Genomic DNA, 12,557 nt, shown 5'->3' with positions numbered 1-12,557 from the left:
GCCCCTTATGGCGGCACCACGGGCTGTGATGAGGCGGCGACCGAGGTCAGTCGCCTGGCCCAGCGTACGCGACGCTATTCGGGCAAGGAGTTGGACGCCACGGGGCTGTATTACTACGGTTGGCGGTACTACCAGCCGGCGCTGGGGAGGTGGTTGAGTGCCGATCCGGGCGGGTTGGTGGATGGGGTGAATTTATTCCGGTTCTGCACAAATAATTCTATTAACAGGACGGATTGGGACGGACGTATGCCGCCGCCTCTGGTGCCACGGCCGGAGTCAAGGTTGAGCGCGGCGAGTACTTTTTTACCAATAAGTCCGAAAAGCGAAGTCGTCCAAAAGGAGCAAGGAATAGCTAAGTTGGCGACTTCGGCACGACCACTAAACGAGTGGTATCAGGATGTGTTAAGGCCTTCTACGGTAAAGGGGGGGACGGCAGACCCAGAAAGAGTCAACGTTTTAAATAAGGTTCTGCAGAATAAAATTCGTGACATTGATGGACTTACAACTAGTGTTTACAACAAGCTTCTCCCGCAGCTTGAATTGCCCGATGAGTTTGTTTATCGACTGCGAGTGATCGAGGAGGATGCATACATCCTGGAGCCGGTATCTATTAAAATGCCACCCAAAATACCCGCCGGGCGGCTAAGCTATGTAGTTCGTGAGGCTGATCCTTTAAGTGTGTATGCATTTATGCACGATGACATTGAGCGAAGCTCGGCCCTCGTTGAGATGGTGACGCCGATTTTTAATTTTGGGCATTCATCCCTGACCTTCGATGCACAGGGGTTTCGAAATAAATTTAAAAAGCCGAGCACTATGTCAGAGCGACAACATTTTGCCCGGTCTGCACACCCTGTGCTATTGGCCGGGCATCTATATTTTCCTGAAGATGACAACCCATTAACGGGTGGCGGGACTTTAAGGTATTGGGATAATGATAGTGGGCATTTTAAGCCTACCGAGGAAGATAGTATTAAAAACAGAGTGGGTGTGGTTAGGGAAGTATTGCCGACTAGGAAATTTAGATTGTTTGTGCATGATATATAATATCAATGCCACTGCTTCCCGCCTCGTCGTAGTAAATTAGGCTGTCAATTTTAATTCTGATCATCAAATTAAATTTAAAGAGTGGCTATAGATTCATCGGGCGAATACCTAAAACGCTGGCGGCTGACTATTATTATGGATAAGTGTTTACATTACGTCACAGCCAAACAATCCCTCTGCCTCTGCAGGCAAAAAAGGTGTGTTCCAAGGCCAAGCTATTGGTGACGACGATTGGACGCCAAATTTGCAGCCAGGGCAAATAATAATCCTACCGTCAAGCCGATTATCAGACTCAGCACAATGATTAATCCTCGGCGAGGCTTTATAGGGGCCAGGGGCGCTTCTGCACGCCGATCAATTGAGACGAGCTTCACGTCGCTGGAGTTGATATTCAAATTGCGGAGTCTCATATCTCCGGCTCGTAGCGACTCGACGTTTTGCATAAATAAGTCCTCGTTATCACGTTCACTGGGGTCGCTGTAGGAATGGCAGTCACCTGCCATTCCTACAGCGACCCCTTCAATGGATCTGAAAGCCAGTTCATCCGCCAACTTTTGAGACAGGTCTTATGTGCCCTGCCGAACCAGCTCTAGAGAATTGACGACAGTAGGGAGTCTTGGCGTTCAGCTGGGATGCCCTCAAGGAAGTCAAGTGTTTAGCGCACTCAGATGTAATACCGATTCAACTATTTAAAGAGGAAGATGTGAATGAAGTCAAGGGCCAGCGCTGGCCGCAAGTACAGCTCGGCACGCAATCGAAATCGAAATCGATGGAGTTCGGTGGAGAGGAGAGCGGTGCCAGCGGCAATGCCGTGACGCTGAATGTAGCCACCACGGTGTATGACTGGGGACGCACCCGTAAAACCATCGATAGCCGCAAACTGATGGAGGACGCGGCGAACAAGAACATCGAAGCGGAGCTGGAGAGCATTGCCTATGAGGTCACCAGTACGTTGGTGGAGTTGGGTAAGCAACGGATCCTGGTGGATGTCAGTCAGGGATTCGTCGTGCGCATGGAAGAACCGGTCAATATGCTCGGCGGTATCGTGGCGGTCGATCAGGGGCGTGCCAGCGAACTGACCCAGGCCAAAGCCCGCTTGCTGCAAGCCCAGGCAGCACGTGATTCGGCACAGGCGAAGGCTCGCGATGCAGAGATCAATTTGAACAAGCTGGTGGGTGATCGTCCGGTGCCCATTCCTCGCACCAAGGCGTGGAATATTCGCCTGGCAAATCTGGATGTCCTGTTGCAACGGGCGGCGGACCATCCCACCGTCCAGCAGGTCCAGGCGCAAGCCGCGGCGGCCGAGCAGCAGTCCGGCGCGATACGCGCCTCATCGTTGCCGCAACTGAACTGGGGCGTCAGCAAATCCACCGGCAAGGACGAACTGGGGCGTGAGCGAGCGTGGCAGACCAATCTGTCGATGAATTGGTCGGTGTTCAGCGGCGGATCCACCCGGGCTTCCGAGCGAGCGGCACGACAGCGTGCGGAGGCCAGCCGGCAAGATGTGGACTATCAGCGTCGGGACCTGGAGTTTCATATTCGCACCTCCGATCACGATGCCCGGACCATGCTCGAACGCGCCGAGCTGTATCGCGACCTTTCACTAGAATCGGATCGTATTCGCGAGGCCTTCTTCCAGCAGTGGTACCACTTGGGTAAGCGCACGCTGCTGGACGTGCTCATTGCGGGAAATGACTATTACGGTAACCAGGTCAGCGAAATCAACAATCGCTTCGATGGGTACCAGGCTATTTTCCGGCAATATGCCGGGGCGGGTTCGCTGATCAGTTGTTTGAACGGCCGCTGAGTGGAAAGCCGGTGATGTGTCGTCATTGGCATGATTAGGAGAATGGGATGGGAAATATTTCGGATCACCTGGTTGTCGGCGGCCGTCCTGGCGTGCTGACGACATTCAGGCAATGGGAGCCGGCGGGAGGCGTGGTGCTCATGCTGTCCGCGTTGGCGGCGTTGATCGTGGCCAATACTTCGTTGTACCCGGTTTATGCCATGGCTTTGCAAACGGCCGTGCTGGGAATGAGTATCGAGCATTGGATCAATGATGCATTGATGGCGATCTTCTTTTTGATGGTCGGCCTGGAGATCAAACGGGAAATACTGGCCGGGCAACTGTCCACCTGGAGCCAACGAGCGCTGCCGGGTTTCGCCGCGATTGGCGGCATGGTCGTCCCAGCGTTGATCTACGTCTGGATCAACCGTGGCTCGCCCGACACCATGGCGGGCTGGGCGATTCCGGCGGCGACCGACATTGCCTTTGCCCTGGGTGTGCTTTCGCTGCTGGGAAGCAGGGTGCCTGTGTCCCTCAAGATCTTCCTCTCCGCCCTGGCGATTCTCGATGATCTGGGTGCGGTGACGATCATCGCGATGTTCTACACCTCAGACCTGAATATCGGCATGTTGCTGGCTTCTGCCGCTGCCATCGCGACGCTAGTCATCATGAACAGAATGGGCGTGACCCGATTAGCTCCCTATATCGTGATTGGCGCAGTGCTATGGATACTCGTGTTGAAGTCGGGCGTCCATGCGACGTTGGCGGGTGTTGCCCTGGCTTTCTGCATTCCGCTGAATAAAGGCACCGCGGAAAAGCATTCTCCGCTGTTGAAAATGGAACATGGCTTATCCCCTTGGGTTGCCTTCTTGATCCTGCCCGTTTTTGGATTTGCAAACGCGGGTGTTTCCCTGGCCGGCGTGTCCGCCAACAACCTGTTGGACCCCATTCCGATGGGTATTGCCCTGGGGCTGTTGATCGGTAAGCAGGTGGGGATCTTTATGCTTGCCTTGTTGGCAATCAAGACGGGCTTGGCGAAGATGCCGACAGACAGTAGCTGGGTTCAGATTTATGGAATTTCGCTACTGTGCGCAATTGGATTCACCATGAGTCTGTTTATAGGCGGCTTGGCTTTTCCTGAAGCGCCTCATCTTATCAACGAAGTCAAAGTGGGCGTTCTCGCCGGCTCGATCTTGGCGGCAATCGCAGGCGTGCTGGTATTGCGTTTTGGTTCAATGTCCAAGGCATGACGAGGGATGCGCCATCGGTTTGGGTGGTATCAGCAAGGGCCAAATGTAAGGCAGGTCTCTGCCAGGTATTTTTTATCAAGGAAATCGATTCATGTCCTGTTCATCGCTTCAAACTCGTTTCAAATCTGTTGTGATCGTCACACTTCCTTTGCTGGTAGGCGCCTTGCATATTCCGGTGGCCATCGCCACCACGCCTCAAGTCGAGGTGACGCAGTTACTGAAGACGACCCACTCTTGGGACGGCGTGCAATATCCCGCGTACCCGAAGGGTCAGCCGGAAGTCACGGTGCTGCGCTATAAAATACCGGCAAATAGTGCACTGCCGTGGCATAGCCATCCAACCATCAATGTCGGTTATGTTCTTTCCGGTCAGCTAACCGTCATTAGAAAAAGCGACAGCAAGAGCATGGTGATCGGCCCGGGAGATGCGTTGCCCGAGATGGTCGGTGCGCCTCATCGCGGCCAGAGCGGGGATGAAGCAGTTGAACTGATCGTGTTTTATGCCGGTACTCCACTCGTTCCGTTGACGGTGAGGTCTGAGACGGACTGATTGCGATCAATGCACGCAAAAGGCCTCAGGACCTCTTGGCATCGGCGCCTGATCGGGTGATTGCTGCCGCACTGGATGAGATCCAGGGCATTGTCCATGGCTAAGCAGCGTACCGAGTTCAGTGAGGGTAGGGCGACGCCTCCCACGGATTTGGCGGCGTCCGTTACCCCAGTGCCTGCGGCTACGTTGCACGTCACTTTCACCGTGATCGCCAAAGGCGATGTGCTTCATCGTGTGCACAGGATAAGTATCAGCCTGATCAATTCAATCCGGGTATGCACGGCAACGCACGCTTAAGCCCGACCTAGGATGATCAGGTGCGGGCGATTCCCACCTTGTATGGCGGCATGACAGTCGAATGTGCCTTGATGGAGACCGTCTTCCACGACGTTCCCCATACGGCTGGGTTTAAGAGCTTCGACAAAGGCAAGCTGACTGGACAGGTGCATTCTGCCGTCCAGGTTAGCCAACCGCTGCAGCTGGTTGACCTGTCCAGCGTGCCCATGCGGAAACTGGGCATCACGCGCAAACAATTGATTGGCACTGAGAAAGATCAATATCCTGCGACGCGCAAATGGGCCGAGGCAATCCACCGTCAGTGTCCAGATGCCCAAGGGCTGTCTTGGGTGTCGCGACAAGATGATTCGGCACGTGTGGTGGTGCTCTTCGGTGACCGAATTCCTGATGATGCGCTCCACCCACGGGGGCGTCACGCAGCTTGACCGGCGACTCGATGGTGTTCGACACGGTGCTCAATCTGGCAGAGCGGATTGGGGTCGTTATAATCGCGGGAAAAATCTGAGTCGAAAATGACCGAACAGTCGCCTCTGAAATCCGCATCTCTGCTACTGAAATCACCCTTCACAGTCATAAGATCTTGCTGAAGACGGCGGGCTTTGTATTAATGGTAATTTCCGTACAATTGCTGGCTTAGAATGCGGAGCGCGTTATGGACGTCAACCAGATGCTAAATGATGAACTGGTGAGTCGGCTGGAAGAGAAAATTCCAGCCATGGCGAAAGGCGCGATCAAGGCTGCTTACACCAACATCCTGGCGGTCGGACTCAGTGTGATGGAAATCAGGGATGGCATGCTCGTTGAAACAACGGTCGATGGTCCGCACGCGGTTATTCGAGCGGCCAAGCCCAAACACAAGATAGCTTCGGGCAGGATTATCAAAGTGCGCCATCTTTCATAGCGAGAGGTTGAGCGCCCGTATCTTAACGACTTCGCCGCGCAGCGCGCGGGAAATCGAACGCTTCGGCCTGCTCAGTCTTTATACGATGTAAGAAAGAAAGCCATCAAGCTCGCCGGCGCATTGGGTCGTTTAAATCAGTGCCCGTTGGCTGTCAGCTAGCCAAGCCCTGTTTGATGTGTCCGGCTTTCTCTCCGATGGTCTGAAGTGCACCTCGGACGTTGGCGCCAATCTCTGTTGCGCCTTGGTTTTCTACCTTCAAGGTGAGCTCCATCACCGCGGCCTCCAAGGCGAGCTGATTTTGGTACAACCGCTCAAGAACATCAGAACGCGAATATTCGGTGGGCATTGGTTCAACTCCATTCAATGAGCCGAAAGCGTAGCAGCGGAGAAGCAGAAACCAAAGATCAAAGACCGGTGGGGCGGGCGAGCATTTGCAGGAATCAAGTGGCTGCAATACTTCTAACGAATATCTACGGTATCGAGCAATCGAGCAATTTTTCTGCGAGCGATACTTTCCCGCTCGTTCGCCGCCTTCCGTTTTTCCCCGAACGCTTTTCTGTCACGAACCAGAGCCATAATTTCGGCTATGGCGTTGGTGCGATCCACACGAGCCCGGGGCAATTCCTCTTCGAATATTTCAGTAGTCACCTACCTCCTGGGTATGGGCGATGCTGCCCTTGCGTTAAAGCACCTCCGCGAAATGAACAAGCAATGTGTGCGTCCGGGCATCACGCCTTGTGTAGTTAAACCGGTTCGCCCAACGACATCACCGTTGGCATCCAACCCGAGGGTGCCCGAGAAATAGAGCGTGCGCACTACTTTTGCAGCTTCGGAAAATGGCAGACCGGAAGGTCGGTAGGACTGGGCGTTAGGACGATCGGATTGGGGGATGAGGGCGTGACCAGCAGGTAGCGGCTGACAATCGCCTGGTACTGACCGTTTTGCTTGACGCGTTCCAACCCACAATTGATCAGGGCGACCAGTTCCGGGTTGTTTTTACGGACGGCAATTGAAGGGCCCACCCCCAGCATTGGGTCGGCTAGAGGCTGTCCTGTCAGTTCGTAGCCCTGGCCTTGTGGGGTATTGAGCAAGGCAAAATTGATTTCGACGATGTCCTGCAATGTCGCGTCGATTCGTTGGGCTTGAAGATCGCGAATCAATTGCGAGTTAAGTTCGTAGGATAGGATCGTCACCCCTTGTGGCTCCCAACGGGCACGGGCGTAGGCTTCCCGCACAGTACCGGCCAATACCCCGATGCGTTTTCCTTGTAACGATTGCGCCGTAGCAATCAAGCCAGAGTGCTTGGCAGCCACCAACTGCGACTGGAGTGGGTACAAGACCCCGGTGAAGGCCACCCGCTGCCGACGAGCCTCGGTATCTGTCATTGGCAGGATAAGGTCGATTTTGTTGCCCTCCAGGGCATCGATGTTGGTGGCGTAAGGTGTTTCGACAATCGGGCAGCGCGAACCGATAGCTGCACAAGCAGCGTTGATCAGCTCGATGTTCAGGCCCGTCCGCGAGCCTTGCCCGTCGGTGTATTCAAACGGCGGAACTCCATTCTCATTACCGACACGGATGTGCTCCCACGGTCCATTGTCAGTGGCCACCGTTCCGCAACCTCCGAGCGTCAGCGCAAGCAGTACTGGGGAAACCGATTTGATACCAGTCATGGGCTATCCTTCTTTTATCCGGCAGATTCCAGCGGCAAGCTGATATGAATTTCACGTCAGATGATCTTTTTTGGACTAACAAAGCAATCCTACGAGCGTTGCAAGATATTTTTGTCTTGTTGTTTTTGGGTCAGGAGTTGCGAGGGTTTCCAACCTGATTTTTATCCCGTTGTGCTCGGGCTCCAGAACGCTTGGCGTACGCCCGGTACGGCCGCCAGCTTGCGAATCAGGGCTTCCAACTCATCGCCATCAATTGAAGTTACAGTGAGGGTGGCTTCGATCTCCACATCATCCTCGCCAAAGGCATGAACCTCCAGATCGCGTACCGGGTAACGGCCATTTTCCAGGTTGACCTCCAGCGCCTTCATGATTTCCTTCTGACGATCCTTGTCGGCGATGACGTAAACCGTGTTGGTCACCTCCACCGACTCCACGTCGAGCGGTTGACGGTTGATGGCGTTGACGATAGGGCGCAGCAAGGTATTGGCTGCCAGCACGAACAAGGTGCCTAGCACGGCCTCGATCAGCATGCCGGTACCGGCGGCCACGCCGGCCGCTGCCGAACCCCACAGCGTCGCGGCAGTGTTGATGCCGCGGATATTGCCCTCCTCGCGCATGATCACCCCGGCGCCGAGAAAGCCCGCGCCCGAAACCACGTAGGCCACTTGCAAGGGGCTGGGTGTGCCGCCGTAGAGGGCGTGAAAGCGCATGGCAATATCGACAAATAAAGCGGCGCCGACAGCCACCAGCACGTTGGTACGCAGCCCGGCCGTGCGCTGACGATACTGGCGCTCCAGGCCTATTACGGCACCAAGCAGGAACGCGGTAAGCAGGCTTGCCAGGGTATTGAGCGACGCTGCCAGATCCAGATGCTGAGTGATGTACATGATCCCTCCTTAAACGGTGAGGCCTAGCTTAGCCAGGCCTCATGACACTATGACTCGATCAGGCGGTCACCCGCGTCAGCAGATCGCCAAGGAAGGCATAAGCAAAGCCGAAGTAGATGAACACGCCGATCAGATCCATGACCGAGGTAATCAGGGGCGAGGACTGGGTGGCCGGGTCGGTGCCGATACGGCGTGCCAGAAAGGGCAGCAGCGCGCCGATGACACCGCCAAGCACCGTGCACACCAGCATGCTCAGGCCCACCACCATCAGTGCATCGAAGCCGACGCCCTTGGAGAGGTGCGCCAGAATTACCTCAAGCACCACAATCGCTATACCCAGCGCTGCCGCCACCGGCAGTTCACGCTTGATGATGAACCACACATCGCGCCACTGGAGCTTGAGTTCGCCGAGGGCCATCGCACGAATCACCAGGGTGGCCGACTGGCTGCCGGTGTTGCCGCCCATGTCGACAATCGGTGCGATGAACGCTGCCAGTACGATGACCTGAGTGAGGAACTCCTCCTGTGCAGCGACAAAGGTGCTGGTCAGGATGCCGAAGAGGGTCAGGATTGCCAGCCAGAACACGCGCATCTTGAACATCCTCCCGAACGGCGAGACGAGCACGTCCAGATCGGGCCCGCCCAGACTGGCAGTACCACCGAAGCGGGCGAGCTGAGTGGCGTCTTGCTCTTTCTCTATGTCCATGGCGTCGTCGACCGTGACGATACCGATCATGCGTTTGCCTCCATTGGTCACCGGCAGGGCAAGCAGGTCGTAACGGCGGATCATTTCGGCGGCCTGTTCGCTGGGCCACAGGGCGCGAGCAAACACAGGATCGCGACGCATAATCGCACCAATGCTCGCTTGTGCATCTCCAACACCAAATCGCGCAACGATACAGTGCCGCTGAGGCGGTAATCCTGATCGAGCACGTAAATGCTGTAGATGGTTTCCTTCTCGGGAGCCGTGGCGCGAATATGAGCAAGTGCTTCAGCCACGGTCATGGTCGGCGAGACGTGAACATAATCTGAGGTTGTCACCGAGCCGACAGAGCCTTCCGGGTAGGCCGCCAGGCGTAGGATGTCATCCCGCTCGACCTTGGCCAGCGCCGGTAGCAGCTTCTGTTCGGCTTCCTCGCTCAGGCGGTTGTAGAGGTCGGCGCGGTCGTCCGACGGCATATGTTCGAACCGCTGCACCACTGATTCCCGGGGCATTGCACGCAGTAAGGCGTCTTGACGTTTTTCGGGAAGGTGGGCGAACAGCTCGGCGCGCGCGGATGGGGCCAGGAGCAGCAGTAGGGATACGGTTCCGTCCATGGTCAGGACATCAAGTGCCTCGACCAGGTCGGAAGGATGGGGGTGCTTGGCAAGGCTGGTGAAGCTCGCGGCATCGAGCGAGCGGGACAGAATGTGAACAGAAAACAGCAGGTCTTCGCGGTTCATGGACATGCTCCTTGTGGCCTTTTGGCGGCCGCAGGCATGCCCGATCTGTCAGATCATGGACAGGCCCCGGCGGCCGCAGGCCGATAATGGGGTAAAAAATTGATGTTCAAGCGACAAGGCGGACTAGGGGCGGGGTCCATGACGGTCTCCAGCAGGTTGATGAAATACCAGGGGGCCTAAACACCCGAGGCGCGGCAGAGCTCTAACAGGTCACTGAAAAACGTAGGCGGTGGCACGCAGGTGGTTTTTCCACAGCCTGCTATCTCTTTGGGTGATGCTGAAGTGAAAGGCGACCGAAGCTCGGTCGTTTGATACCACTACCCGCCAGATCGGCAAGGCAGTGGCGAGATGAGGAACTCGCGATTACCTTGCCTGTGGTTCGTCGATATAAGATCGACTGCTGGAACTTTCCACAGCAAGAGTTCCAAGATTTAGACAGGCGGAACTATAGCGTTCAAGCTATCGCTTGACAACATCCTGTTTAGAGGTATTTGCGGCCAGCGATTATCAGCGGGCTTCTCGTGCGTTAGCGGCCGTTCGTAAAATAGCGGCGCCCATGATCATTGCGTAAGTACTAGCCACTCGATGGCTGGGTCGGCTTAGCGTACGATTTTTTCCGAGCTCTGCAGTTACCCCACCTTGGGTGATGCGATTCTCGACCGGCTGGTAGATAACGCTCATCGCATCGACCTGAAGGGTGAGTCGATGTGCAGGCGCTCGACGAAATTGAAGACGGCGGGTACTCAGACTAACAATGCGAACCTGCGTCGCTGCGCTCCGACTACCCGGCCGGATGATCGTGGAACAGGCGCTCGGATGCTAGTGGGTTGGGTGGCCGGATGGTGTGGAATCCGCAATCAATCCTCCCGTGACGCACAATACGTTTCTTCGAATGGGCGAGTCCGGCGTTGATGGTTGCTCTCCGAAATTATGGGGTGCCACCAAGCTCGACCTGGCCATGGCGGTTCTCGAACATTGTGATCTGGTTCAACTGAGGTACAGCCTGGGTACAGGGGGCGTTCAGGACGGAATGCGTAACCTCGTTTCTGCCCCCAACGCACTTAGCGAATCAGGAGATACACCATGACTCACTTCAAAAAGCTACTACTGACGTTGACGGTACTGGGCAGCAGTGCTGCGGCCCAAGCCGAGTCGACAAACTTCGCCGGCCTGACCTATGGTCAGACCAGCAACAAAGTCAGCAAGTCTAAATCGCTGAACGACAACCTCAACCACCCCAATGCCGACGGCATCATTCACAAGGACCACACCTTTGGCATACGGGCCGGCCAGCAGAACGAGACTGGCCGCTACTATGCGACCTACCACAACGTGTCGGGCTCGCACCATGCCAATAAACAGCGCCAGGAGAATCTGTTGGGCAGCTACGACCTGTTTTTGCCGATGGGCAAAGATACCAAGCTGTTTGGAGGGGCCTCAGCGGGCGTGACCAAAATTTGCCAGGAGTCGGCCGGCTTCAGCCGTGACACCAACAGCGGTTATACAGTCGGTGCGCAATTTGGGGTGCTTCAGCAGGTGGTCCAAAACACCTCGGTGGAATTGGGCTACCGCTATCTGCGTACCACCGCCAGTACCGAGCTGAGCGAGCATGGTGGCCGCAAACAAGGGTCAATGAAACTCAACAGCAGCGCCCAAACTTTCCTGGCCGTCAACTACTTGTTCTAAGCTAACGCACCAGGGTGTGTGATGAATGTCGGTCGTGGAATGAAGCACTGGTGCGCCGACAATTCATCACGCTCCCTGAGCAAGAGCAACCGTTCGAGGCGGTGGCCAATGCCGAGAAGGCTTTGCGCCAGGTTGCTCAGAGCTATCACAACTTGGCGTTGATCGGCATCGGCTTGCCCGGCATGATTGGTCTGGAACTGATCGACAGGCTCAGACCCGCGGCCAGCGTTTTCTGACTCTGATTCTCGTGTGCGGAATGACTGGCTGGACAAGCTCGAAGGCCCGAAGTTTGGGCCGATGATTCCCTAGTCAGATGCATCGCATTCGATGGGCCATACACTGTGCTCAATTTCTTGTTGCGCTGCTCTTGGGACCACTCCGCCGAGCTTAGTTGCCGAGCTGCTGATCCTGAGCCGCAACCCAAAGCAGCCGTTGTCCTATGAGCCGCCCTTGGCGTTAATCGTATATGTGTACGATTTCTCGAATACCTGTGACGCGTTCTCACCACCTGGTTGTGGTCAGGGAGAAATTGATGGTGCCTCACTTGGAGAACAGCAAGCACAATCCGAGCGCGGTTGAGCGATTAGTCTTCCGCTTGCGGTGCAGGCTTTGGAGGTCGAGTCAATGTCCAGCCAATTCGAGCCTGTGCGCGTTTAGGACAGTCTGTTCATGGAGCAATGCAAGTGACTCGGTCGCGCTGTGTTTGTTGGGGAGTCGCAACCACGCTTCTGGTGGGGGCGGCCCTGGCATGTTTGTTCTTGTTGACGGGTGAGGAGATGGCCGGTTTTGCTATCATTGCATTAGTGGTGTTCATCATTGCCTGATAAGGGTGTGATCCACGCAACAGGTAGATTGCGGAGCAGGCATTGGGCTAAGCGCATCTAGTTCTCCGCTGCTTCTCGCGCCTCTAAATGCGGCGCATCCATGTGTCCGCGTTACTATGTGTTTTTGGTCGCAGGGTTATACCGGGTCGATAAATGAAAAGCACACTCACGTGAGGTCATAGTAGAGTGCAGCCTGGCGTGGCATTTATAGAAAGC

At 55.6% G+C, this 12,557-nt stretch carries 15 protein-coding genes and 1 pseudogene; 9 read left to right on the top strand and 7 right to left on the bottom strand.

Annotation, left to right across the window (positions count from 1 at the left end):
- Nucleotides 1-1,047: RHS repeat-associated core domain-containing protein (locus DK870_RS29625; protein WP_161548161.1), on the top strand; the 1,047-nt coding region annotated here is incomplete at its 5' end.
- A 215-nt stretch (nucleotides 1,048-1,262) separates the two neighbouring features.
- Here DK870_RS29625 and DK870_RS05165 read toward each other — a convergent pair.
- Nucleotides 1,263-1,457 (bottom strand): GNVR domain-containing protein, encoded by a 195-nt coding sequence (locus DK870_RS05165; RefSeq protein WP_256679822.1) that lies wholly within the window; start codon nucleotides 1,455-1,457, stop codon nucleotides 1,263-1,265.
- A gap of 206 nt (nucleotides 1,458-1,663) precedes the next feature.
- Between DK870_RS05165 and DK870_RS05160 the strand changes: the two genes are divergently transcribed.
- The 5 genes from DK870_RS05160 (at nucleotide 1,664) to DK870_RS05140 (ending at nucleotide 5,831) form a co-directional block, all read left to right on the top strand.
- Nucleotides 1,664-2,854: a TolC family protein gene (locus DK870_RS05160; RefSeq protein WP_256679812.1), complete on the top strand. Its 1,191-nt coding sequence runs from the start codon at nucleotides 1,664-1,666 to the stop codon at nucleotides 2,852-2,854.
- A 47-nt stretch (nucleotides 2,855-2,901) separates the two neighbouring features.
- Complete coding sequence (gene nhaA, locus DK870_RS05155) at nucleotides 2,902-4,083, top strand: Na+/H+ antiporter NhaA (RefSeq protein ID WP_161548159.1); 1,182 nt, start codon at nucleotides 2,902-2,904, stop codon at nucleotides 4,081-4,083.
- 91 nt (nucleotides 4,084-4,174) lie between these two features.
- Nucleotides 4,175-4,633: a cupin domain-containing protein gene (locus tag DK870_RS05150; protein WP_161548158.1), complete on the top strand. Its 459-nt coding sequence runs from the start codon at nucleotides 4,175-4,177 to the stop codon at nucleotides 4,631-4,633.
- 317 nt (nucleotides 4,634-4,950) lie between these two features.
- Complete coding sequence (locus tag DK870_RS29620; protein WP_372241655.1) at nucleotides 4,951-5,355, top strand: RES family NAD+ phosphorylase; 405 nt, start codon at nucleotides 4,951-4,953, stop codon at nucleotides 5,353-5,355.
- Nucleotides 5,356-5,582: 227 nt separating this feature from the next.
- Entirely contained in the window at nucleotides 5,583-5,831 is a 249-nt protein-coding gene (locus DK870_RS05140) for a hypothetical protein (protein WP_161548157.1), read from the top strand.
- Nucleotides 5,832-5,982: 151 nt separating this feature from the next.
- Here DK870_RS05140 and DK870_RS05135 read toward each other — a convergent pair whose 3' ends face one another.
- The 6 genes from DK870_RS05135 to DK870_RS29610 all read right to left on the bottom strand — a co-directional run bounded on the left by DK870_RS05135 (nucleotide 5,983) and on the right by DK870_RS29610 (nucleotide 9,831).
- Complete coding sequence (locus DK870_RS05135) at nucleotides 5,983-6,177, bottom strand: hypothetical protein (RefSeq protein WP_161548156.1); 195 nt, start codon at nucleotides 6,175-6,177, stop codon at nucleotides 5,983-5,985.
- 113 nt (nucleotides 6,178-6,290) lie between these two features.
- Entirely contained in the window at nucleotides 6,291-6,479 is a 189-nt protein-coding gene (locus DK870_RS05130; protein ID WP_161548155.1) for a hypothetical protein, read from the bottom strand.
- 167 nt (nucleotides 6,480-6,646) lie between these two features.
- On the bottom strand, nucleotides 6,647-7,501 hold the full coding sequence (locus tag DK870_RS05125; protein ID WP_161548154.1) for a transporter substrate-binding domain-containing protein: 855 nt from the start codon (nucleotides 7,499-7,501) through the stop codon (nucleotides 6,647-6,649).
- A 161-nt stretch (nucleotides 7,502-7,662) separates the two neighbouring features.
- Entirely contained in the window at nucleotides 7,663-8,388 is a 726-nt protein-coding gene (locus tag DK870_RS05120) for an MgtC/SapB family protein (protein WP_161548153.1), read from the bottom strand.
- A gap of 58 nt (nucleotides 8,389-8,446) precedes the next feature.
- Nucleotides 8,447-9,235 (bottom strand): magnesium transporter, encoded by a 789-nt coding sequence (locus tag DK870_RS29615; RefSeq protein WP_256679811.1) that lies wholly within the window; start codon nucleotides 9,233-9,235, stop codon nucleotides 8,447-8,449.
- The gene (locus DK870_RS29610) at nucleotides 9,175-9,831 is read right to left on the bottom strand and encodes a magnesium transporter MgtE N-terminal domain-containing protein (RefSeq protein WP_256679810.1); all 657 of its coding nucleotides are present in this window, start codon (nucleotides 9,829-9,831) and stop codon (nucleotides 9,175-9,177) included. The genes DK870_RS29615 and DK870_RS29610 overlap by 61 nt, the downstream gene beginning before the upstream one ends.
- 618 nt (nucleotides 9,832-10,449) lie before the next feature.
- Between DK870_RS29610 and DK870_RS05110 the strand changes: the two are divergent.
- From DK870_RS05110 to DK870_RS05100, 3 genes and pseudogenes are all read left to right on the top strand, one after another.
- Nucleotides 10,450-10,575, top strand: a pseudogene (locus DK870_RS05110) (AAA family ATPase); the annotation flags it as partial.
- A gap of 339 nt (nucleotides 10,576-10,914) precedes the next feature.
- Nucleotides 10,915-11,517, top strand: a complete 603-nt coding sequence (locus DK870_RS05105; protein ID WP_161548152.1) for a hypothetical protein — start codon at nucleotides 10,915-10,917, stop codon at nucleotides 11,515-11,517.
- 50 nt (nucleotides 11,518-11,567) lie between these two features.
- On the top strand, nucleotides 11,568-11,753 hold the full coding sequence (locus DK870_RS05100) for a response regulator transcription factor (protein ID WP_161548151.1): 186 nt from the start codon (nucleotides 11,568-11,570) through the stop codon (nucleotides 11,751-11,753).
- The last annotated feature ends 804 nt before the right edge of the window (nucleotides 11,754-12,557 follow it).

The organism is Pseudomonas sp. Q1, assembly GCF_009935975.1.
GTDB classification, from domain to species: Bacteria; Pseudomonadota; Gammaproteobacteria; order Pseudomonadales; family Pseudomonadaceae; genus Aquipseudomonas; species Aquipseudomonas palleroniana.
This window is presented reverse-complemented; position numbering and strand designations above follow the sequence as displayed.